The sequence below is a fragment of the Tatumella sp. UBA2305 genome (genome assembly GCF_002345795.1).
Classification (GTDB): Bacteria; Pseudomonadota; Gammaproteobacteria; order Enterobacterales; family Enterobacteriaceae; genus Tatumella; species Tatumella morbirosei.
In genome coordinates, this window is the sequence record NZ_DDVT01000007.1 from 1 (window position 1) to 23,511 (window position 23,511).

Annotated in this window: 17 protein-coding genes, 1 tRNA gene, 1 pseudogene and 2 CRISPR repeat arrays; of the genes and pseudogenes, 11 read left to right on the forward strand and 8 right to left on the reverse strand. The window is 51.7% G+C overall.

The features are described from left to right. Positions 1-179 (forward strand): annotated as a pseudogene (locus B3Z23_RS03195) (hypothetical protein); the annotation flags it as partial. 25 nt (positions 180-204) lie between these two features. On the opposite strand, the gene B3Z23_RS03200 reads toward B3Z23_RS03195, so the two are convergent. After that, a tRNA-Ile gene (locus B3Z23_RS03200) sits at positions 205-280 on the reverse strand. 248 nt (positions 281-528) lie between these two features. Between B3Z23_RS03200 and B3Z23_RS03205 the strand changes: the two genes are divergently transcribed. Further along, the gene (locus B3Z23_RS03205; protein WP_038019233.1) at positions 529-921 is read left to right on the forward strand and encodes a phosphate-starvation-inducible protein PsiE; all 393 of its coding nucleotides are present in this window, start codon (positions 529-531) and stop codon (positions 919-921) included. A gap of 146 nt (positions 922-1,067) precedes the next feature. Further along, a CRISPR array of direct repeats spans positions 1,068-1,757; the repeat unit is 28 nt; unit sequence TTTCTAAGCTGCCTGTGCGGCAGTGAAC. Positions 1,758-1,886: 129 nt separating this feature from the next. On the opposite strand, the gene cas6f is transcribed toward B3Z23_RS03205, so the two are convergent. The 6 genes from cas6f to cas1f form a co-directional block, all read right to left on the reverse strand. Next, complete coding sequence (cas6f, locus tag B3Z23_RS03210) at positions 1,887-2,441, reverse strand: type I-F CRISPR-associated endoribonuclease Cas6/Csy4 (protein WP_294901491.1); 555 nt, start codon at positions 2,439-2,441, stop codon at positions 1,887-1,889. 9 nt (positions 2,442-2,450) lie between these two features. Continuing rightward, the gene (gene csy3, locus B3Z23_RS03215) at positions 2,451-3,446 is read right to left on the reverse strand and encodes a type I-F CRISPR-associated protein Csy3 (RefSeq protein WP_294901493.1); all 996 of its coding nucleotides are present in this window, start codon (positions 3,444-3,446) and stop codon (positions 2,451-2,453) included. A gap of 17 nt (positions 3,447-3,463) precedes the next feature. After that, positions 3,464-4,396, reverse strand: a complete 933-nt coding sequence (gene csy2 / locus B3Z23_RS03220) for a type I-F CRISPR-associated protein Csy2 (RefSeq protein ID WP_294901495.1) — start codon at positions 4,394-4,396, stop codon at positions 3,464-3,466. Then, on the reverse strand, positions 4,393-5,739 hold the full coding sequence (csy1, locus tag B3Z23_RS03225; protein WP_294901497.1) for a type I-F CRISPR-associated protein Csy1: 1,347 nt from the start codon (positions 5,737-5,739) through the stop codon (positions 4,393-4,395). Before csy1 ends, csy2 begins: the two co-directional genes overlap by 4 nt. A gap of 417 nt (positions 5,740-6,156) precedes the next feature. Further along, entirely contained in the window at positions 6,157-9,414 is a 3,258-nt protein-coding gene (gene cas3f / locus B3Z23_RS03230; RefSeq protein WP_294901499.1) for a type I-F CRISPR-associated helicase Cas3f, read from the reverse strand. Next, the gene (gene cas1f / locus B3Z23_RS03235; RefSeq protein ID WP_294901501.1) at positions 9,411-10,391 is read right to left on the reverse strand and encodes a type I-F CRISPR-associated endonuclease Cas1f; all 981 of its coding nucleotides are present in this window, start codon (positions 10,389-10,391) and stop codon (positions 9,411-9,413) included. The genes cas3f and cas1f overlap by 4 nt, the downstream gene beginning before the upstream one ends. Before the next feature lie 239 nt (positions 10,392-10,630). Here cas1f and deoR point away from each other — a divergent pair, with 239 nt between their 5' ends. From deoR to gsiD, 9 genes are all read left to right on the forward strand, one after another. After that, entirely contained in the window at positions 10,631-11,434 is an 804-nt protein-coding gene (gene deoR, locus B3Z23_RS03240; protein ID WP_294901503.1) for a DNA-binding transcriptional repressor DeoR, read from the forward strand. A 151-nt stretch (positions 11,435-11,585) separates the two neighbouring features. Continuing rightward, positions 11,586-13,053: a CRISPR direct-repeat array (repeat unit 28 nt; unit sequence TTTCTAAGCTGCCTGTGCGGCAGTGAAC). Positions 13,054-13,586: 533 nt separating this feature from the next. Further along, positions 13,587-14,381: a deaminated glutathione amidase gene (locus B3Z23_RS03245; RefSeq protein WP_294901505.1), complete on the forward strand. Its 795-nt coding sequence runs from the start codon at positions 13,587-13,589 to the stop codon at positions 14,379-14,381. A 323-nt stretch (positions 14,382-14,704) separates the two neighbouring features. Then, positions 14,705-15,490: an acetoin reductase gene (locus B3Z23_RS03250; RefSeq protein ID WP_294901507.1), complete on the forward strand. Its 786-nt coding sequence runs from the start codon at positions 14,705-14,707 to the stop codon at positions 15,488-15,490. Positions 15,491-15,632: 142 nt separating this feature from the next. Next, positions 15,633-16,253, forward strand: a complete 621-nt coding sequence (locus B3Z23_RS03255; RefSeq protein ID WP_294901509.1) for a nucleotidyltransferase family protein — start codon at positions 15,633-15,635, stop codon at positions 16,251-16,253. A 192-nt stretch (positions 16,254-16,445) separates the two neighbouring features. Then, a complete protein-coding gene (locus tag B3Z23_RS03260; RefSeq protein WP_294901511.1) occupies positions 16,446-17,411 on the forward strand; it encodes an isoaspartyl peptidase/L-asparaginase family protein in 966 nt (321 codons plus the stop codon). Positions 17,412-17,420: 9 nt separating this feature from the next. Then, a complete protein-coding gene (locus B3Z23_RS03265; protein ID WP_294901514.1) occupies positions 17,421-19,277 on the forward strand; it encodes a dipeptide ABC transporter ATP-binding protein in 1,857 nt (618 codons plus the stop codon). Between the two features lie 75 nt (positions 19,278-19,352). Continuing rightward, a complete protein-coding gene (gsiB, locus tag B3Z23_RS03270; protein ID WP_294901516.1) occupies positions 19,353-20,891 on the forward strand; it encodes a glutathione ABC transporter substrate-binding protein GsiB in 1,539 nt (512 codons plus the stop codon). A 46-nt stretch (positions 20,892-20,937) separates the two neighbouring features. Continuing rightward, positions 20,938-21,858 (forward strand): glutathione ABC transporter permease GsiC, encoded by a 921-nt coding sequence (gsiC, locus tag B3Z23_RS03275; RefSeq protein WP_294901518.1) that lies wholly within the window; start codon positions 20,938-20,940, stop codon positions 21,856-21,858. A 9-nt stretch (positions 21,859-21,867) separates the two neighbouring features. After that, the gene (gsiD, locus tag B3Z23_RS03280; RefSeq protein WP_294901520.1) at positions 21,868-22,776 is read left to right on the forward strand and encodes a glutathione ABC transporter permease GsiD; all 909 of its coding nucleotides are present in this window, start codon (positions 21,868-21,870) and stop codon (positions 22,774-22,776) included. Between the two features lie 52 nt (positions 22,777-22,828). On the opposite strand, the gene B3Z23_RS03285 is transcribed toward gsiD, so the two are convergent. Further along, the gene (locus B3Z23_RS03285) at positions 22,829-23,383 is read right to left on the reverse strand and encodes a YceI family protein (RefSeq protein WP_294901522.1); all 555 of its coding nucleotides are present in this window, start codon (positions 23,381-23,383) and stop codon (positions 22,829-22,831) included. Positions 23,384-23,511 lie beyond the last annotated feature (128 nt).

Consider the following 23,511-nt stretch of genomic DNA (forward strand, 5'->3'; position numbering starts at 1 on the left):
CGTTAAAAATGGGGAGATTACCCGGGGAATCCGGTACGCTGGCCCGTTCATTGGACGCCATCGCGGATCAGTTGAAACCCGTTACCGTTGTCGTGCGTGTGCCGCAGGGCCAGACCGAAGCGGAAACCACCGCCAACGGATATTCAGCCAACAAAAAAGCCACTCCGAAGAGTGGCTTAATGCCCTGATTTAACAGGTGAATTCTGGTGGCCCCTCCCCGGTTTGAACGGGGGACCAAGCGATTATGAGTCGCCTGCTCTAACCACTGAGCTAAGGGGCCTTTGAGTGGCGGGGATTATAAGGTATCTGTGACCGCTTATCCAGCATTCGGGTTTTAGTTGCTGTTTTTTACAGCAATCATTGCTGTTTTAGCCGAAGGCTGCTGTCGTCACGGGCAGTGAGTCAGTGCCGCTGACAAGCTGCTTAGCAATAGCTGGTAGCAGTAATTTTTCCCCTGACGGAAAAATTTTTTATAAAATCAGTCCGCTGTGGCGCTATCAACGCCAGTTATCATTGCGGAGATTGAAGATGAAGTTCCCCGGAAGTATCCATTCGTTGGTCGAAAAAGGCGGCTTAGTGATTATCCTGCTGTCGACCATCTTTGCCTCACTTAGCCATGTAGTCAGTATGGTGATGGACAGACATATTACGGTCAGCGATATCCTGCTACTGTTTATGTATCTGGAATTTATTTCCATGACCGAAACCTACTGGAAAATGGGCCAGTTACCGGTACGTATGCCGCTGTATATCGCGATGGTCGGTATTGCCCGTCATCTGATGACCGAACCCAGCGATATCCGTCCGCAGGAGATTGTCTGGTATGCGTTAGCTATCGTGTTACTGGGTGTGGCAGTGCTGATTGTCCGTTACGGCCATATTAAATTTCCCTATAAAAAAGCTGAAGACGAAGAGACCTGAAATACCGGCAGTGACTGCAATTACAATAACCAATGTAAACAATTAAACGACAGAAAAGCTGGCATCAGAGTTTTTTCCTGATGCCAGCGGATTGCTGCCTGTACGGCAGTTAAACTCATCGCCAGGTCTCTGGTTCAAGTTCAGCATTTCTAAGCTGCCTGTGCGGCAGTGAACACTGAATCGTCAATCATCGTACCGACTGATGATTTCTAAGCTGCCTGTGCGGCAGTGAACCTCATCAATTATACCTTTTTATACGAGCCAGGATTTCTAAGCTGCCTGTGCGGCAGTGAACGTCGCATCGGTGGTTTCGAGCATCCGTTCCACTTTCTAAGCTGCCTGTGCGGCAGTGAACCTCCTGGCGCCTTACCGTTACATTCCGCTGTATTTCTAAGCTGCCTGTGCGGCAGTGAACACATTAGCTGAGTGGCAGGAAATATTTTCTGTTTTCTAAGCTGCCTGTGCGGCAGTGAACCTGAAGGAGCAGATCGGGAAACACTCGCGGTGTTTCTAAGCTGCCTGTGCGGCAGTGAACTACCCTGAATGAAGCCCGTAAGGCACGTAACTTTTCTAAGCTGCCTGTGCGGCAGTGAACAACCCGAATCCTCAAACACTTCACCCCGATCATTTCTAAGCTGCCTGTGCGGCAGTGAACCTCTGTTTGCTGGCGCTGAAATATGGCGGACCGTTTCTAAGCTGCCTGTGCGGCAGTGAACCAGTAAGCTGTCATCGTTATCCAGTTCCGCAATTTCTAAGCTGCCTGTGCGGCAGTGAACCTTAATCTGAGGCAGGCTGTCTTTGTGTATCATTTCTAAGCTGCCTGTGCGGCAGTGAACCGTTAGCATAATACAGCAATGCGTTGATATTCAGAGATAATTGTTCAGATTCGGGAAAATACCCTTTTTTATTACAATAAAATCCTAACCTGTAAAATCAACAGGTTAGAATTTATTAAAAAAAGAGGGTTAAAACCAGGGGATGGTGGCTTCTGCACTTAGCCCGTAGGCGCTAAAAACGCCGTCAACCGGTGAATTAGTTAATGGTCCCTGGTGGATAAATAATAAAAATGTTTGTCCGCTGGAAAGACTGTTGACCCGGATAAATGGCAACTGGCTGCGCTTCTCTGTGACGTCAGCCAGCTTGATCCTGGCTTCTTCTTCGGTTATCCAGCCTTTTTTTACCGAACGGCGGAGTAATCTTTCACGACTACTCTTTACCTGCACCCGCTGCACTGTTCTGTACTTTGTCACCGGAGGAACCGCCTGAATATCACTGACTGAAGTGTAGTCGCTTAACCCTTTTCTCCAGGTCAGTTGTTCCAACTGAGAAAGTGCCGGTAAGGTACCATGTAAGCGCAGTAATTCTCCGGGGGTTTTCCCTGCCAGCGGGAAACTGATTCCAATTTTCCCGTCACCGGCCTGTGTCAATGCACGATGCAATTTTGCAAACAGAGCGTCTGTCAGTACGCTGGTACTAAATTCCGGATCTGGCAGAATTCGAATATCCAGATAATGGTCCATTGCCACTCCCTATTCGCTCTTTTCACCAAACACACCACCACGGATTAAAACCGCCATCACATAGTGTTGTTGTTCCGTCTCTGGTTTTTTGCCTTTAATCACCCAGTTATCCAGTAAGCTGTAGAAATCCATTTTCTGTTTTGGCTGACGATAGGCTTTCCCACGGCTGGTGACAGCCCCAAAGGGTTCTACGGCAATCGGCCCCAGCTCAGATTCTGACTGTTGCGGGTACCAGCTATCCACAGTGCGTAATGCGTTGCCGATTTTTTGTGAATGCAACGCCGCAACGCCATCAACCTGATAAAGAATTTTGCTTTTTTTACTGTTGTTGTCGAGCACCAGTTCCTGAGACGGAAATACTTCCTGGCCATTTCCCAGGCAGGCAATCGCCTCAACCTGCAATAAGGCAAAGCTGTTACCTGACAGTGCCCGGGCAATGACAGCAGCTAAATCTGCCAGTCGGCCTGAAGGCTGGCTAAATTCACGCAGATTATAGTCTGTACCATTAAATTCAAAACTGTCCTGCCCTGCGGTCACCGTGACTTTTAATGCTGAAGCACCAATCCGGTTACGCCATAAAAAACGCCCGTTAGCAAGGTTTTCGGCATAACGGGAAGCCAGTTCGGTGAAGCCATGTTCATCAATATAGTCTGTGATAACCCCAGCCAGAGCGGCCTGATAATCCTGATCATTACAAACAGACGGCTCAGATAAATTACCGGTGACCCTCAGGGTGAAACTGATTTTTAAACTGTCTTTATCAAACGGTAACGCAGCAACATCCACACGCTGCAAATTAGCTTTCTGGATTTCATTATCGAGTTTTGCCGGATCGCTGGCGATAGCATTTTTTTGCCTGTTCGAGATAGTCCCGCGTACCGCCTTTTCACGAACCGTGACGGGTAACCACTCCTGCTCCCCCCAGTTACCGGCAGACATAATCGCATCAGAGTTCGCTAATTTACGTTCGAAAGCCAGAACAGAAGCTGTTTTTAAATTTGCCATGAGCTTATTCCTGTAAGTTAATCTTCATCATTAAATTCGAAATGTTCGGGAGAAACCGGCTGGCTGCCGCAACAAAGATAAAAATCATCCCTGTGCTGGTACTGCCATAATAGTGTTTCAATATCGGTAATCCGGTGCGGGCTGCGCCATTCACCAACACCATACACCGCCTCACTAAAACGAAAAGGTGTCCCGGTATCTCTGCTGCGGCTGACATGTCCTGGCGGATAAAGTGGCGAAATTGCGCGGTAACCGCACATTAGTGGCACAAGATAACCACTGGCAGGTTTAGCCTGATATTCCCATGGCACATCCCCTTCCTCCCCCTGTCCGGTTGAATGCTGCTTAAGTACATAAAAATCCAGCCATGCATCCATCATTTCGGTCTGCGGGTTGGTATTTTTTAACGTCTGATAGTGGGCCTCTAACAGCTCAGAGCGGTCCAGCAGTGCAAACCCGGGTAATAACCGGCGCATCACCCGCCGCGTCTCGCGCGATGTTGTCGGCCAGGAAACAACCTGCACCTGCCGGATACCGGTGATCATTCCTCCGGCTAAACGCTGACTCAGACACAAGTTCATCAATTCATTTTCCAGCGCCTGGATACCGGCCTGCCCGTGACTAATCAACCCTTCACATTCAATGAGCAGTGACACCGTAAGATGCATCCGCCCTTCTTCATTAAATGCAGCGGTGTTACCTTCTTTAGTTAACGGATTACGGGTCAGCGCGAATACATTGTCGTACCCGGAAGAATAGGCCTGCAATTGTTGCTGATGACAAATCACCCCACATTTCTCTAACTTAAGGCCATGAGAGATCTGTAATTTTCGTGATAAGGCATGGGTAAACCCCATAAAATGGGTGATCGCCGGGAAACCATAGGTCAATCCGGCAATAGCATTAGCGTTTTCGACTGAGAGATGACGCAAAATAATCAACGAGCTCATGGCTGAACCTCCGTGTCTTCATCTTCAAATTCCCGTAAACGGCGTCTGAATAATGCCTTCCATTCGCGTTGCTCTGTCACCCCGAATGTCAGGTTCTTATGCTCCAACTGATGATTCAGCCAGACAGCAAATTCCAGCCCGATCTGCTGTTTCCAGTCATCCTGTTCCCGATTCTGCCGGAATTCAGCATCCTCTTCAGCACGGCCGCGATCCAGCCAGAGTTGCTGTGGACGGGGTAAACGACATTGTGCGTCCGCACTCCAGCCGGGCGGATAATCCGCATTCTGAATACCCGCCACATAGCCAAATAAAATATCGATAATTTCATCGGTATATTCGAGTCTCTGCTGCCGTACTTCTCGCGTACTGGTTTTATCCCTGACTTTCAGCAAATACCCCTGTAAGCGGCGGATCACCGGACGCGCCACCCCACTAAACTGGCTGTAGCGTTCAAAAATCGAACGGATATTCAGCGGGGGAAGCTGACGTTTCAGCCAGTTAGGCGGGGCGCAGTTGAGTAACCAGACACTGCCACCACGTACACTATTAAGATAAGAGATATTCTGTGGTTTAGTACCTCCCACTTTCTGAATCGCGATGTCCGGAAAACTCACCCGCGGCAAAGGGTGATAATTTCCTTTTCTGAATGCAGCGGCGATTTCTTTAGCGGAATCACTGAAACGGGCATCAACCAGTCTCTGATGTAAAGCCTGCGCCAAAGCCGAAGAAAATAACGGACTGAGCAGATGATATTGATGTTCTGCGACCGGAAAATAGAGCTGTTTCGCCAGGGTATGTGATGCCGGCGAGTTATCAATGACAACCTGTTTAAAGCCATCAACCCACAAAGTGAGCTGTTGTTCATCCTCTGCCAGTGCTGCGAGAGCAGAATACTCACCGCGATTAATCTGTGCAATGAGGGTTTCACCCTGATATTCCGTTTGAAGTAATCTGGCCACATCCAGTGCCGCTGCATTACCTACCGCATCAATGGCCGGATTACAGAGAGCTGCAGTGGAGAGATAACGGTGTGGCAGGTCTGGATCAGAGCTACTAAACAAGCTGCTACCGCGGGCATCAGAATGGGTAAACTTTAATGCATGGGTGACCAGTTTAATCTGCCCTGCCCGACTGGCGGCATCGGTTAACCATTGCCGTACTTCATAGCGTGCCTGCAACGCCTGGCGCCCCAATGCTATATCCTGTTGCAGGGCAGCCTTTTCAGTTGCATCACTAACGGCAGCCAGTTTTTTCTCAGCGTCTTTATCAAAGGCTTCCAGTTTCGGCTGACGGCGATTCCCGACAAAGGAGATGATAAGACTGGTTAGATCCTCTGATGCCATAAACTACTCCTCGTTGAAGATGTTCCAGGGAAACCAGCCCCGGGGATTTTCTCTATAAGACGATAGTAAACAAAGAAACTGATCCATGGTCTTTTACGAGAAAATCATTACCCTGAAGAACCAATGGTTTTAAAACAATCAAACATAATGCGATTAAATATATGATTTTACCAACTTTATCCGTAGTGTTTCGTTTCATTACAATATCCAGACAGCCGTATAATGTGGCGATATTATCACCTAATAATTACTGCAACAAGGAAAACGAACCTAATCAGTTGTAATTGTAATATAACCAGATAAGGAAAAACTGTTTATTACAGTAGTAATTCTCTATGATGGTGTGACTGCCGCCACAGGTAGCTTAGAAATAATCAGTAGTGATTATAATTTACTGCCGTACAGGTAGTGGTGCACTCATTCGGGTGCGCCGAATATTCCCAGTAGTGGGTGATAATTCCATACACCTGCTTCTTTCTCACTGAGGCTCACTTCACCAAATTTCAGGCTGACCTCAGAGAGCGGCATATCTAAATCCTCCGACAGCCCCAGATAAACGTCCTGATAGTCATTCTGCGGCCAGCAACTTACCCGGTCAGCCAGTTTCAGCGAACAGGGAATAAACTGCCCCTGAACTTTCCAGCCACCCTGTTCGGTATCCGGCAGACAAAATTGTGGTGTCTCACCTTCTTCATCAATCACCAGCCAATAGCGCTGTTCCGGTGCCGACTGACGAAACGGCGTTCTCCGCTGATGCTCTGCACTCCAGGTAGTGCTGGTTTTCCACCACAGTGCAGCATAGTAGTCATGGCGGTCCTTCCTGCCTTGTAATATAAGCCGCAACGCTGCGTGCTGCAGGTCGGCGAGGTTATTACAAGGATCCAGCGGTTTGCGTTCCTGTATTGCGGGAATTGCATTTATTATCTGATATTGTTCGGATTTCAGGATGTCATGTAAATGATGACTATTCAGTCGTATATCTTTAGATTCAAAGCCAGGCCGACAATAGGCAATCTCATTTCCCCTCATCGCTTTAACATTTTTTTCTAAAATCAGGACATTGGCTGATTCACACACATGCGGCCGGTGCCGCCGAACCCTGCCCGCCAGTTGGATCAACGAGCGCACAGAACTGGGCTCGGCAATCGCCCAGTCGTAGTCGTGATCGCGGCCTACTTCCGCCACCGCAGTAGCAATCACCACAAACAACTGATTTTTCTCAGGGAAATTATTTAGCGACTGGCGGACTTCCGGGGCCTGCCAGATGGCCTGTGGATCGTAGCGGGTCAACAGCGAGTCGAGACGTTGTTCAATATGCGAACGTACCGCCAGAGGGTGTTGGCTATGATAAACACAATAATGAATACGGAAATCAGCGGCCGGAGAGGAACTGATCAACCGGCGGGCTATCGCCACCAGAGGCTCAATATTAGCAATGCGGACCAGCCCGAAGGAGATTTTGATACCCTGAAGGTTTTGTTGATGATGCTGATTATGCAGTTGCTGCATTTCCCGCAACAGCACAGCGGCAGTAGTTTCTGCCACCTCGGGTAAGCGATTGCCGTGTTGCGGTAATGGAATCAGTTCTGCCCGACGAAAAACAGGGGACGCCCGCAACCGGACAATACGCTGTTCCACAAATGCCTGATGCTGAACAGAAAAACTTTTACCGTCAGAGAGGTCTGCCTGCTGTACCCGATATTCATCATACCAGGCACAGCATATATTTACTGGCTGTCCCGGCTGGCCACAGGCTTGTTGAAACTGCTCGCGACCATGACGATAGGCATTGAATAAGGACTGAACCAGCCCCGGAGGCAACGTTGCTGACGACAACAGTACCCGACTTCCCAGCATACCGGCCTGGTAAACCAGACGACATAATGCCGGTAAATCTTTATCACCAAATTCATCCGGCTCATCCAGTACTAAATCTGCCGTCAGCAGGCGTAGCATAGGCGCAATTTGTTTACCACCGCGTACGCCCTCGGTAGCATTAATCAGGTGATCAAGAGTGCAGACCAGTATCGGGGCACTCAGTAACTTATTCATCACCGTGCTGTTTTTTAGCCAGTGACTTAACCGCCCGTCATCAAGACTCCCCTGATAACTGACATAATGATGTTCAGAAAACAGTGCTTCTGAAGAAGCACTGCCAGAGTCCTGTGGCTGGCTTTTTCGCTGCATTTCCTGATTTTTTTGATGCAATTGCGTCACCGCATCAGAACCAATCAGTACCCCCAGATCGTCCTCCTGCAGACAAAGTTTATTCCGCAGAGCATCACCAGTTTGTAATGTCAGTGTCCGTAATCCCAGTGCAACAGTAAAACGGCAGCCCTGCTGTTCATCTGCCAGCGCATACATAATTCTGGCATTGGCAAAGGTTTTTCCGCATCCGGTGGACGCCATATTAACCCCAAAAAAACCCTGCTGCTGACTGCGCTCTCGTAATGCACTGGTCAAATCAAAGGCTTTATTCTGCCAGAGATATTTTTCATCTCCGCTACGCTGCTTAAAACCCTTATGCCGGGTAATGGCCGGTAAAGTCTGGCGAATATAAGGTAAGCTCCGCCCCAGTAATAACGCATTCTGGCCTACCCCGATATTATGCTCATCCAGTTGCTGTTTAAGCTGTGATGTTTTTTTATCGGTATTGGCATATACCGGATAATGCCTGTCCTGCCAGCCGGTGGTGGCAGGCATCGATGAATAGTGATGGTCAGCCAGCATTAATACCAACCGTGACAGATGACTGGTAAAGCCGTCTGACAACATGCCATGGTGCAAAAGTGATGGTAGCTTCAGGGCGCGTTGTCCGAACTTCCTGGCTTTAGCGCACCATAATGCACTGCGCATCGGTGTTCCGGCAGGAAAAGTCCAGACTGCCTGAAATTCAGCAGCAGTTTGATCAGGCCGCCAATGATTAGCGGCGTTCCAGCCGGCATCGAGCGAATGGTTAAGCCAGCCATCAATACTCTGTAAATCAGGCTGATTATCATCGGCTCCCTGCCAGGCCGGTAACCGGTGATGGGAAACAATTAACCATCCAACGGTAGTCGCCAGCGGTGGGAGGCCGGCAAAAGGAAGATTCTGAGAGGTTAATGAATCCCTGACCAACTGACTTAACATCGCGGCTTCATCCTCAGCGCTTATGTTAGCCAGTGCCGTTAGCCATTCTTTATCCTGTCGGCCATTAACCCATGACTGAAATAATCGTAAAGACACCCATTCATGACGGTAAGGCTGAGTTCCTTTGTGAAGCCCCGTTAAGCCACGTTGAAATAAACTGTTTGCCTTACCGAAGTCATGAAAAAGCCCCGCAATTGCAGCAAGCAGACTGATACTCTCCGCGCTGTGCCACTGATTTTCACTACTGCTTTTAACAATATCCCGCGCTGTGCGGTTAGTGGGTACTGCCCCCTGGCGGTTAAACTGCCGTTGGTTGCCTATAATCCATAACAGTTCGGTTTGATTTGCCCCTTTAATCCAGTGGCAGGCCACTGCCGTATTTCGTCGCGCTGTTTTTCGTAATAGTTTTCTTAAAGTGTTTAATCCTTCAAGGGTAATTGCCGTTTGCCAGGTCCGTTCCCCTCGCCTTTCCGCGAACTGATCCAGAATACGCCGGGTTTCCGGCAGAGCGCGTTTATTACACTGCGCCACCAGCATGATATTCATTTGTCCGCCTGATGTAATTGCTGCGCCGTAGATTGCAAAGTATCGATCATGACATCCAGCACCTGTGCCTTCTGGAAGGCATTGAGGCAACGCTGACGAAATTCCTGTTCATCATCACCTTCCATTGCAGCCACAAACGCCAGCGGCAGTATCAGAGCGTCTTTAATGATATCTGCCACATCAAATACCAACCCGCCGCGACGTGTCTTGCCATGCATAACTGCCAGACCATGGGGTAGGCCAATGACCCAGCAAGCCACTCCAGCCAGCCCGTAAGCCAGATAATTCCCATGATCCAGAAACCGGTTAGCTATATCGATACCGCTACCGCGCTTCGCCCGAACAAATTCGCCATAATTCACGGTATTCGCCGCTAATTTATAAAGCGCTTTGGTCATAACAGCTTCCTGAGCCAATAACTCAGTGGTATTTCTGCTGGTGGATAAATTCTGCTGATAGTTGGATAACAATTGCTGTAACTGTTTTTTTTCCGGAGTAAAGGCATCTTCATTATGCACTCCGTTACCCAACCAGTGCTTTTCAATCTGTCTGATTCGGCTGCGCTGAAGTGCCACTGCAGCAGCCAGCCGCAATTGTTCGTCAAACCAAAAGCTCACCCAATATTGCAGGTATTCTGTCGGCCGGTACTCACTTTGAGAGGTCAGCCACGAAACATTAACTTCTACATCGTTGGCGGCATATAAGGGGGTTCCGCCGCCGCCACAAAATCCCACCAGTACGCCTGCTCTGGCAAATTCGCGCATCGCTGCCTGAGTGATGGAGGTTCCCGTTCCCAGTAATACCGCAGTGGTATTAGCAATAGGGATATTCCAGTAAAGCGATTCTTTACCTTCATCGGTGACATATTCAACCCGCCCCCCATTCACTAATACCCGGCAGTATTGCAGATAATAAAGATTTGCGCGTTTCGAATGCAAAATAGTCTTGAGTTCTGAAGGTGTTAACGAATCAGCCATCGATACTCCCTTAAACCAGGCGATTTCAGAAATGGAAACCAGGCAAGCCATCGTAATTACATAAAATACTCTAATATATTGAAACCACAATAGCCGGAATAGAGACAATATCAGCAATGGATATCTATCAATTCTCAGTCTGGTTGACTTAGTATTTGTACTGGTTCGAATTACCTGCGCATAATCCCGGAGGATATTTTGGGTGAACAGTACCTCCGCTCATCAGGACAGACAGAGTTATGGAAACAAAACGCGAAGAACGCATACAAATCCTGCTGCAGGAACTCAGAGTTTCGGAACGTATTCATCTGAATCAGGCAGCAGAATTGCTCGGGGTTTCGGGGATGACGATTCGCCGTGATCTCAGTCATTATCCGCAACTGCTGTTGTTGCTGGGCGGTTATATTGTCAGCGCGACCCGCCAGGAACCTGAACGTTATTTTATTTCTGACCAGCAAAATCAGCACACAGAACAAAAACAGCAGATTGCACTGCTGGCCGCCTCGCTGGTAGGAAAAGACGATACGGTTTTTTTTGACTGCGGCACCACCACCGCGCGAATCGTTTCTGCAATTAATGCTGCGCTGCCGTTCACCGCGCTTTGTGCATCCATGAATACCTTCCTGGCCCTGCAGGAAAAACCGACCTGTCGCGTTATCCTGAGTGGCGGTGAATTTCATCCTGATAATGCGATTTTCACCCCGGTCGGCCTGCACCAGATGCTGGAAGATTTTTGCCCGACACTGGCGTTTATCTCTGCGGCCGGGCTGGATGAGCAACAGGGGGTGACCTGCTTCAATGTTAACGAATTACCGATGAAACACCGTGCATTACAGCGTGCCCGCCGTAAAGTGCTGGTGATGGACAGCAGCAAATTTGGCAAGGTGCTGCCGGCGCGGATCGCGGGTATCGAAGCCTTTGAAACACTGATTACAGACCGTCCATTACCGGCAGAACTGGCACGACAACTGGCTGAATTCGGTGTTAACGTGATAACTCCCCCCCTGACCCGCTACGGCGGATATTTTAGGAGGTCGGTATAAAACAGCCCTGGTCTGCTGCTATCTATCAATGACAGGGGTGAATAATCAATTCCAGATATCCTGTACTGAGATTGAAATAATACCTCAATCCATTTTTTCTGAACTTCCCTTGCAACAGCTTATGGCCTGAATTCAGGCCAAACCAGCCAGTGCTTTATGCTGCCTGTACGGCAGTGAACTTTGAAGGTTCGAGTCCTTCCACTGTTGCCACTTTCTAAGCTGCCTGTGCGGCAGTGAACTTAAGGCGCTGACCATCGTGTTATGCTTCGGTTTTCTAAGCTGCCTGTGCGGCAGTGAACCTGGATGCTGTGGGCGTTCCTAAACAGGATCATTTCTAAGCTGCCTGTGCGGCAGTGAACACCACGGGCGGCCAGCATTCGCTCGATGCGCATTTCTAAGCTGCCTGTGCGGCAGTGAACCGGGCAGTCTGTATCGTGTTCCTGATGATGAATTTCTAAGCTGCCTGTGCGGCAGTGAACTTACTCATTGTGTACGCCTTTTTAGGCGCGGTTTTCTAAGCTGCCTGTGCGGCAGTGAACCCATGAGTGGTATGAGCATAAGCGCCGGGTATTTTCTAAGCTGCCTGTGCGGCAGTGAACAGCGAAATGTCAGACTTTGAGATTAATACAGCTTCCTAAGCTGCCTGTGCGGCAGTGAACGGATAAGTCAGCACCCTGTCACCGACCTGAGATTTCTAAGCTGCCTGTGCGGCAGTGAACAAGAAATGACAGTGCCATACTCCGCCTCTGAGTTTCTAAGCTGCCTGTGCGGCAGTGAACGCCGGTTCATTACTGACGGCGGAATTATCGAATTTCTAAGCTGCCTGTGCGGCAGTGAACTTTTGCTGCCATTTCTTATGATAAAACAACAATTTCTAAGCTGCCTGTGCGGCAGTGAACCGGTATCTGTAGAAAAACGATATAGTCCCTTTTTTCTAAGCTGCCTGTGCGGCAGTGAACCCTTCAGAATGCATAAGCATTAGCTCGTCTTTTTTCTAAGCTGCCTGTGCGGCAGTGAACGTTATTTTTTATATGCGCCTTTGTCGTGTAAATTTCTAAGCTGCCTGTGCGGCAGTGAACGCTTGGGGAGCAGGCTGGTAGCCCATCTAAAGTTTCTAAGCTGCCTGTGCGGCAGTGAACACCGGTACACATCATCTGAGCGTGCATCTGCATTTCTAAGCTGCCTGTGCGGCAGTGAACAAAGAAAGCTGGCAGGCTAATCCGTGGGTGTGTTTCTAAGCTGCCTGTGCGGCAGTGAACTTCTTATCTCCGGTGGAAAAGAAAGTTTATGATTTCTAAGCTGCCTGTGCGGCAGTGAACTATTGATATAATCGCAAAACCTTTCATAACGCTTTCTAAGCTGCCTGTGCGGCAGTGAACATATCCCACTGCGGAATCAATCATTTTTTCAATTTCTAAGCTGCCTGTGCGGCAGTGAACGGTGGGGGCAAATTTCTAACAATACTTTCCTTTTTCTAAGCTGCCTGTGCGGCAGTGAACCCCCTGACACATTCACTGTCGCAACAGAGTCATTTCTAAGCTGCCTGTGCGGCAGTGAACAGTGGTGACGTACTTCGTGAAGAGTTTGTGATTTTCTAAGCTGCCTGTGCGGCAGTGAACTGTTAGCTTAATATAATATTCCCCTGATAAATATAGATTTTAAATGACTATGGGTAAAATACCCTTTTTCCGGACTACTCATTCACACTATTTAAAATCAATAGGTTAGAAAATATGAAATAAAAAGGGTCAAAACCGGGAAGCCAGGGATACGGCGTTTATACCATCACTACTAAAAACTGCACTCGTAGTCTCTTTTGTTAACGGCCCCTGTCTGGTGGAGATAATAAATGGCAGACCTCCAGATAAATTTTCACCTGAAGCCAGTGTAACCTGCAAGGTTGTGTGGAGTTACTGCTGCTGTTCTGTGTCTCTGTTTCAGTATGATGAGTTTTCTGATCTGTTCAGTAGATGACGTAAACCATTCAATTCACTTTTTTTCAAACCCGCTGGAATAATTTTATCTGTGCGCCCCGGTATAAAAAATCATCGCCGACTGGATGCAGGGTTAACTCCCCCCTGCTCCACCGCTATAGCCCCGCTACGCGGAATTCTCTATGATGAAATAAATTCGCGCGATACAGGACAGGGTTATGAAAGTTGCACTCGGGCAGTTTGCCGTCAGCCGTGACTGGCAGGAAAATGCCGCAGTTTGTCAGACACTGATGCAGCAGGCCACAGCCGCAGGGGCTGATTTGCTGGTGATGCCGGAAGCGATACTTGCCAGAGATAACAGCCAGCCGGGTTATGTTATCGATGCGGCACAGCCGGAAGATGGCCCGTTTATGCAAAGCCTGCTGGCCGCCAGCCAGAAGACGCAACTCACCACTATTTTTACCCAGCACATACCTGCCGCCGATAACCGGGCGGTGAATACCCTGTTTGCCTTGCGCCACGGGGAAATTGTCGCGCGCTACCAGAAACTGCATTTATACGATGCTTTTGCGGTTCAGGAATCCGCGAGGGTAGATGCCGGTCAGCAGGTGCCACCACTGCTGGAAGTCGCAGGTTTACAGGTCGGGCTGATGATCTGTTATGACGTGCGTTTCCCGGAACTGGCACGCCGCCTGGCGCTCGACGGGGCCGATGTGCTGGTGTTGCCGTCGGCCTGGCTGCGTGGCCCACTGAAAGAACGGCACTGGGAGCTGCTGACCACCACCCGCGCCCTGGAAAATACCTGTTATATGGTCGCAGTGGGTGAATGCGGGCCGAAAAATATCGGTAACAGTCTGGTGGCCGATCCGCTGGGGGTAATCGTCGCCAGTGCCGGAGAAGCCCCGGGATTAGTCTTTGCCGATATCGATCCGCAGCGACTCAGTCACGCCAGGCAGATCGTGCCGGTGCTGGAAAACCGCCGTTTTGCTACCCCGCAGCTCAAAACTGACTGACCCCCCGGGCGAGGCCTCCCTGCTTCTTTCCCCTGTGCTCCGGCCCCCGTCGGAGCCAAAATCCATTAATCCTGGCTAATACAAAATCATCCCCCCGCAAAACGCCAGCCAATGGGTAAGACAAGCCTCTCCTGCCAGTCTGTTGCGATTTTTAGATTAACCAGATGAAATAAAAAAGAAAAACGGCGATCAAAAAACAGACAAAAAATGCTTTCCTTTGGCCGGTTCTTTTTGCACAGTCTAAAGGTTGATTCGCATCAAGCTTATATCAATCAGCAGATCTAATATGTTACTCACATCTTAATTCGTAATGAGAGGACGATATGGCTCGTGGACTGAAAGGTAAGACAGCGTTAGTCACAGGTGCAGCTCAGGGGATCGGTCGTGGCATTGCCCTGCGTCTGGCAGAAGAAGGGGTTAATCTGGCTCTGGTCGATCTGAACGCCGATAAACTGGCTGCAGTTCAGCAGGAAGTGGCGGCAAAAGGGGTAAAAACCACGGTATTCAGCGCCGATATCAGCCAGCGTGACCAGGTGTATGCCGCGATCGATCACGCGGAACAGGCACTCGGTGGCTTTGATGTCATGATCAATAATGCCGGGATTGCGCAGGTCAAAGCGATTGCCGATGTGCAGCCGGAAGATCTTGAACGGATTTTGCGGATTAATATTGGCGGGGTCACCTGGGGTATTCAGGCCGCCGCTGCCAAATTTAAGCAGCGTAAGCAGAAAGGCAAAATTATCAACGCCTCATCGATTGCCGGACATGATGGTTTTGCGCTGTTGGGGGTCTATTCGGCGACGAAATTTGCAGTACGCGCCCTGACCCAGGCCGCGGCCAAAGAGTATGCCAGCGACGGAATTACGGTGAACGCCTACTGCCCGGGGATTGTCGGTACCGATATGTGGGTGGAAATTGATCAGCGTTTCTCTGAGATTACCGGCACCCCGGTAGGTGAGACCTATAAAAAATATGTCGATGGTATCGCGCTGGGGCGTGCGCAGACTCCGGAAGACGTGGCCGCACTGGTCTCCTTCCTCGCCAGCAATGACTCCGATTATATTACCGGCCAGGCGATTCTGACGGACGGTGGAATAGTTTACCGCTAAGCATACTCCCCGCAGCCCGACTCCGGCCGGGCTGTAGGGATTTCCCCTGACTGCCTGCGAAAAACCTGCTGTTATCCCCTGTTTTCGGTCCTTCTCTGCCCCATTTCCCACAACCCTGCTCCAATCGATGGCAGAATATGCCATGATGGAATTCATCGTATTCAGAGGTTACAGCGCAATGTATTCAGCGACAGATCATGGCTATGGCATCCTGATTCTTGCCGCAGGCAAAGGACGGCGCTTTCATCAGGCTGGCGGTCAGGGAGATAAGCTGCTGGCTGAATATCCGGATGCCGGGCAGCAACCGACACCGTTGCTGGCCCTGACGCTGCAACAGGCCATAGTATCCGGATTTCCGGTCAGAATAATCACCCGGCCGCAACAGACCGCGGTTCAGCAACTGGCGGCACGGTTTAACCTGCCGGTGTCACTGGCTGACAGTCAGGGCAGCGGAGAGACCATTGCCTGCGGTGTCAGAGCTACCCCGGACTGGAAAGGCTGGCTGATAGTACCGGGCGATATGGGCTGGATTGTCAGTGACGATTATCATCATGTCGCGGCGGCACTAGCCGCCGGAGCGACTCAGGTCAGACCCTTCTGGCAACAACATCCCGGCCACCCTGTCGGATTCACCGCCATTTATCGTGACGCGTTAATGGCGCTAAGCGGTGATCAGGGCGCCAGACAATTGTTAAACCCCGCCATTCTGTGCCGACTGCCCGGCCACCCGGGCACGGTGAGAGATGCGGATCTGCCACGATAATCCCCACCGCCGACGTAGTTTCCCTTGCCGGGGGGATTGGTTAGTGTTTTTTTTTACTTTTCATAACAAAAGGGTATTAGCACGGACACAGTGCAGGCTTTACAAGCTGAGCTGCAGTTTTTATAGTCAAAAAGTATAAAAAATCATAAATAACTATAACTTATTATAATCTCTATGACAGGACAGCCACGTTTGAAAACCGCGATAGCCATTCATGGCGGCGCAGGGACCATTACCCGCAGCGCACTCAGCCCAGAAAAAGAACAATACTATCGTCAGGCCCTGCTGGATATCGTCAGTGCCGGACAACAGATTTTAACTGCCGGAGGCAGTGCTCTGGATGCCGTGACCGAAGCGGTCCGGCTGCTGGAAGAGTGCCCGTTGTTCAATGCCGGGAAAGGATCGGTGTTTACCCATGAGGCCACTCATGAACTGGATGCCTGTGTGATGGATGGCCGTACCCGGCAGGCCGGAGCGGTCGCTGCTGTTAGCCGGGTGCGTAATCCGGTACTGGCTGCCCGTGCAGTGCTGGAACACAGCCCGCATGTGATTCTGGCCGGTCAGGGCGCCGATCTGTTCGCTGCCGAACAAGGGCTGGAGCAGGTCAGCCCCGATTTTTTCTCTACTCCCGAACGTTTTGCCCAACTGCAACAGGCGTTGCAGAGCGACAGTATTTTGCGGGATCACGACGGCGCTTCTGCGGTAGCCTCAGGTGATCCTATTGACCCCAAAAGTAAATTTGGTACGGTCGGCGCTGTGGCACTGGACGCTGACGGCAATCTGGCGTCTGCCACCTCCACCGGCGGGCTGACCAATAAACGGGTGGGTCGTGTCGGCGATACCCCCCTGCCCGGCGCGGGCTGCTATGCTGATAGGCAGGTCGCAGTTTCCTGCACCGGTACCGGCGAGGTATTTATTCTGGCACAGGCCGGATATGACATCTCGGCACAAATCAATTATGCCGGCCGTTCGCTGGACAGTGCCTGTGAGCATCTGATGCAAACCATCGCGGAACTGAACGGCGAAGGAGGCCTGATTGCTATCGATGCCACCGGCCATATTGCCCTGCCGTTTAACAGCGAAGGGATGTACCGCGCCTCGGCTCAGGGTGATGAACCACCGCAGGTCGCTATTTACCGTAATCCGCCCGCACTCTGAGGAGCTGCCATGACTGATATCCATACGACAATGCTCCATGATCCTGACCGGGTGTTGCTGGCAGAGAACCTGGCGGTCTCTTTTCGCCGCGACAACCAGCGATTTCAGGCCGTGGAACAGTTGTCACTGTCTGTCAGCCATGGTGAAACTCTGGCACTGGTGGGCGAGTCCGGATCCGGAAAGTCGGTGACTTCGCTGGCGTTAATGGGATTGATCCAGCAGGCCGGGGGCGAGGTCAGTGGTGATCGCTGGTTGAGACGCCGTGACGGATCATTGTTTGATCTGGGAAGCGCCGATCAACAGCAGTTAAGAACGATCCGTGGCGCAGATATCGCCATGATCTTTCAGGAACCGATGACCTCCCTGAACCCGGTGTTTCCGGTCGGCGAGCAGATTGCCGAATCACTGCGTCTGCATCAGGGAAAAAGCGCCAGTCAGGCATGGAAAGAGGCCCGCGAGCTTCTGGACCGGGTAAGGATTCCGGCAGCGGCCGATACCATGACCCGCTATCCCCACCAGTTATCCGGTGGCATGCGCCAGCGGGTGATGATTGCCATGGCACTGAGTTGCCGCCCCGCGCTGCTGATTGCTGATGAACCGACGACGGCACTGGATGTCACGGTGCAGGCGCAAATCCTGAACCTGATCCGGGAACTGCAAAAAGAGATGCATATGGGGGTGATTTTTATCACCCACGATATGGGCGTGGTGGCGGAAATGGCTGATCGTGTTACCGTTATGCATCAGGGAAAACAGGTGGAAACCGCCCCGCTACGCCAGCTATTCCAGGCCCCACAGCAGGAATATACCCGTGCGCTACTGGCGGCAGTACCCACCCTTGGAGCCATGCACGGCCAGCCTCTGCCGGCCAAATTTCCCCTGCCGGGTGAGGTAGTGAAAGCCGCCAGTCAGCCGGATACCGTCAAACGCGATGCTCCCCCGATATTGCAGGTACGCGATTTGGTCACCCGCTTTGATATCCGGGGCGGCTGGCTGAACCGCGTTGAGCGTCAGGTTCATGCGGTGGAACATGTCAGTTTTGATCTCTATGCCGGAGAAACCCTGGCCCTGGTGGGTGAATCCGGGTGCGGTAAATCCACTACCGGCCGTTCCCTGCTGAGACTGGTGGAAAGTCAGGGGGGATCGATTACCTTTAACGGACAACGGATCGATAGTTTGTCCGGATCGGCGCTGGCGCACCTGCGCCGTGATATTCAGTTTATTTTTCAGGACCCCTACGCTTCTCTGGATCCCCGCCAGACGGTCGGCTTTTCGATCATGGAACCGCTGCTGGTGCATAACGTGATGAACCGTCCCGATGCGGCCCGGCGTGCCGGGGAGCTACTGGAGAAAGTGGGTCTGCTGGCGGAGCATGCCAACCGTTATCCGCATGAGTTTTCAGGCGGGCAACGTCAGCGCATCTGTATTGCCCGGGCGCTGGCACTCAACCCGAAAGTCGTGATCGCCGATGAATCTGTCTCGGCGCTGGATGTATCGGTCCAGGCGAAGATCATTAACCTGATGATGGATCTGCAACAGGAGTTCGGGATCGCCTTCCTGTTTATTTCACATGATATGGCGGTGGTGGAACGCATCAGCCATCGGGTGGCGGTGATGTATCTGGGGCAGATTGTCGAAATCGGCCCACGCCAGGCCGTGTTTGAAAATCCGCGTCATCCCTACACCCGTAAACTCATGGCCGCGGTGCCGGTGGCCGATCCGGATGCTCCGCGCCATCTGTACAGCGCCGGAGCCGAAGAAGTGCCAAATGCCATTTACCGGAAAGGAGAATCACCGAAACGGGTGACGATGATTCCGGTCTCTGAACACCATTTTGTGGCCGAAAGCGGCCATCATAGTGACTGAGTTTTCACTTTTACACACTGCCCTCTGCGCGGTTTAGCCCGCCTGGCATAAGAATAACGACAGGAGAACAGGACCATGAAACAGAAAACAGCTCAATGGCTGATAGCCGCCGGCCTTGTCGGCAGCAGTGCCGTCTCTTTACCTGCTTTTGCCGCCAAAGACATTGTGGTTGCCGTATTATCTAACTTCACCACCATGGACCCGTACGATGCCAACGATACCCTGTCGCAGAGTGTCGCCAAGTCATTTTACCAGGGGCTGTTTGGCTTCGATAAAAATATGAAGCTGGAGAATGTACTGGCAGAGAGCTACACCGTCAGTAAAGACGGCCTGACTTATACCTTTAAACTGCGCCCGAACGTGAAGTTTCAGGACGGCACCGACTTTAATGCCGAAGCGGTTAAAGTGAACCTCGACCGCGCGAGTAACCCGGACAGCCACCTGAAGCGTTATAACCTGTTTAAATATATCGCCCATACCGATGTGGTAGATCCACTGACGGTTAAAGTGGTACTGAAGCAGCCGTTCTCGGCCTTTATCAACAACCTGGCGCACCCCTCTGCGGTGATGATCTCTCCGGCAGCGCTGAAAAAATACGGTAAGGATATCGGATTCCATCCGGTCGGTACCGGACCCTATCAGTTTGTCAGCTGGAACCAGACTGACGACATGAAAGTGAAAAAATGGGACGGCTACTGGAAGAAAGGTTACCCGAAACTGGATGAGATTACCTGGCGTCCGGTGGTAGACAATAATACCCGCGCTGCGATGCTGCAAACCGGCGAGGCTACCGTCGCCTTCCCGATTCCGTATGAGCAGGCACCGCTGCTGAAAAAAGACAGCAAACTGGACGTGGTCACCTGGCCATCCATCATGCAGCGCTATATCAGCCTCAACGTGACACAGAAACCGTTCGATAATCCGAAGGTGCGTGAAGCGCTGAATTACGCAATTAACCGTCAGGCCCTGGTGAAAGTGGCCTTCTCCGGTTATGCCACCCCGGCCACCGGTATCGTTCCACCGGCGATTGCCTATGCTCAGACCTTCCCGGCACCGGCCTATGATCCGGCCAAAGCCCGTGAGTTGCTGAAAGAAGCCGGTTACCCGAACGGTTTCCAGACCGTACTCTGGTCATCACATAACTACACCACCGCCCAGAAAGTCCTGCAGTTTGTTCAGCAGCAACTGGCTCAGGTGGGTGTGAAAGCTCAGGTCACGGCGATGGATGCCGGACAACGTGCGGCGCAGGTCGAAGATAAAGGCCAGAAAGAGAGCGGCGTCAGAATGTTCTATACCGGCTGGTCTGCCTCTACCGGTGAAGCCGACTGGGCACTGACCCCACTGTTCGCCACCTCCTCATGGCCACCGGCTATCTTTAATACTGCGTTCTACAGTAATCCACAGGTAGATAAAGATCTGGCGGATGCGCTGAAAACCACCGACGACACGCAAAAAACCGCGCTCTACAAAGATGCTCAGGATCGTATCTGGAAAGATCAGCCGTGGATCCCGCTGGTGGTGGAAAAACTGGTTTCGGCCAATAACAAAGATCTAACCGGTTTCTACATTATGCCGGATACCTCGTTTAACTTTGACGATGCGGATCTGAAGTAAACGACCCGGCTGGCGGTAACGCCAGCCTCAGCCATCAGGATCGTGAATGCTTAATTACTTTATTAAACGCCTGCTGGGGATGATCCCGACCCTGATTATTGTAGCAGTGCTGGTCTTTATGTTTGTCCACCTGCTGCCGGGCGATCCGGCCCGTTTGCAGGCCGGGGCCAATGCCGATGAGACGGTGGTCGCGATGGTCCGCCACCAGCTCGGGCTGGATCTGCCGTTACCGGAACAGTTCTGGCGCTATATTGTCCAGCTGCTGCACGGCGATTTCGGTCAGTCGATGGTCTCCAAACGCCCGGTCAGCCAGGAGATTGCCCAGCGTTTTATGCCGACCCTGCTGCTGACGATTACCAGCATGTTGTGGGCCTGCGTATTTGGCTTAGTGATTGGGGTGGTGTCCGCCGTCTGGCGTAACCGCTGGCCGGATAAACTGGGAATGCTGCTGGCGGTCTCGGGGATCTCTTTTCCGGCATTTGCCCTCGGCATGCTGCTGATGCAGATTTTTTCGGTTCAGCTCGGCTGGCTGCCGACGGTCGGCGCCGGCAGCTGGCAGCACTATATCTTACCCTCGCTGACCCTCGGGGCTGCCGTCGCGGCAGTGATGGCAAGATTTACCCGCTCCTCGTTTATCGAGGTGATGCGGGAAGATTATATGCGTACCGCGCGTGCCAAAGGAGCCTCTGAGTTCAGTGTGATTTTCAAACACGGGCTGCGCAATGCCATGATCCCGGTCGTGACCATGATGGGCCTGCAGTTTGGTTTTCTGCTGGGTGGGTCGATTGTGGTGGAAGTGGTGTTTAACTGGCCAGGACTGGGGCGTTTGCTCATCGACTCGGTCTCGATGCGTGACTACCCGGTAATCCAGGCCGAAGTGCTGCTGTTTTCGTTTGAATTTATCCTGATAAATCTGCTGGTTGATCTGCTGTATGCGGCAATTAACCCGGCAATCCGCTACCGCTGAGGAAGAGTAATGAAGAACTGGCGACGTGAAGCGGCCCTGAAAGCGATGCCGCTGCTGAAAGAACATCAGCCCCGTACCCCGTGGCTGGAGTTCCGGCAGCGTTTTCAACAACAGCCGGTGGCGATGGGTGCAGCCCTGTTTATTTTGCTGCTGCTGATTGTGGCAATCATCGCCCCGTGGATCAGCCCTTATGATGCAGAAAACTATTTCGATTATGACCGGCTGGATCAGGGGCCGACACTGGTGCACTGGTTCGGGGTAGATGCGCTGGGGCGCGACATCTTCAGCCGGGTATTGGTGGGTACCCGAATTTCACTGCTGGCCGGAGTATTTTCGGTGGCTATCGGTTCGGTGATTGGCACTCTGCTGGGGCTGATTGCCGGTTACTACGAAGGCTGGGCTGACCGCATTATTATGCGTATCTGTGATGTTCTGTTTGCCTTTCCCGGCATTCTGCTGGCCATTGCTATCGTTGCTATCATGGGCAGTGGAATGTCGAACGTGATCCTGGCGGTAGCGGTATTCAGTGTCCCTGCCTTCGCACGATTGGTGCGGGGGAATACTCTGGTCCTGAAGCGACAGACCTTTATCGAGGCGGCCCGCAGCATCGGCGCATCCGACAGCCATATTCTGCTGCGACATATTCTGCCGGGTACCCTGTCGTCGATAGTCGTCTATTTCACCATGCGTATCGGGATTTCGATAATCTCGGCGGCCAGCCTGTCATTTATCGGCCTGGGCGCTCAGCCTCCGACCCCGGAATGGGGTGCCATGCTGAATGAAGCCAGAGCCGATATGGTGATGGCCCCCCATGTGGCGCTGTTCCCCTGTCTGGCCATTTTCCTGACAGTGCTGGCCTTTAACCTGCTGGGGGACGGCCTGCGGGATGCACTGGACCCTAAACTGCGCGGACAATAACCGGGTCTTCTCTGCCGGTCACCCACCCTGTCTCGTGCAGGTGACCGGCCACTTACTGTGCGCTGTCGGCGTACAACACAATATCGACCCGGATAGGATCGCTGACCAGCGCCGGATACTGCCCCATCCCGAAGGACTGCCGTGAAATGGTGGTCTGCGCCGACAGCCGGATACGCTGCGCTGAGATATCACTCTGCTGTGCATACAGCACCAGTGGCTTGCGCACATTTTTAATCTGCAGGCTGCCGAATACCCGGTAACGACCATTGCCCAGCGCCACCATCCGGCTGCTGCTGAAGAAAGCGTCCGGATACGCAGACTGATTAAAAAACGACGCGCTTTTCAGCGCACGGGTCAACAACGAGTTATGGGCATCAAGGCTGGCAATCGGCAGGCTGGCCTGCAGATGAATCTGTGTATCCTGCTGCTTATCGAATCTGACATCGCCGTGAATCTCAGACAGCCGCGCATGATATTCCCTGACGCCAATCATCTGCCAGTGTAATACCAGATGACTGAGCTGTGGATTGATATGGTACAACCCCGCAAACGCCGGCAGTGGCAGGCAACAGAGTATGACGGCCAGCCGTTTAATTCCCTGAAACATCGTAATCTCCCGTCAGGGATAAACATCAGTGGCTGATAATAAGCGCTCACCGGACGCTTTAATAGTCCTGCGCACTGAAGAGTGGCTAAAATACCGGACAGAACCTGCGTAGCCTGACTTTCACTCAG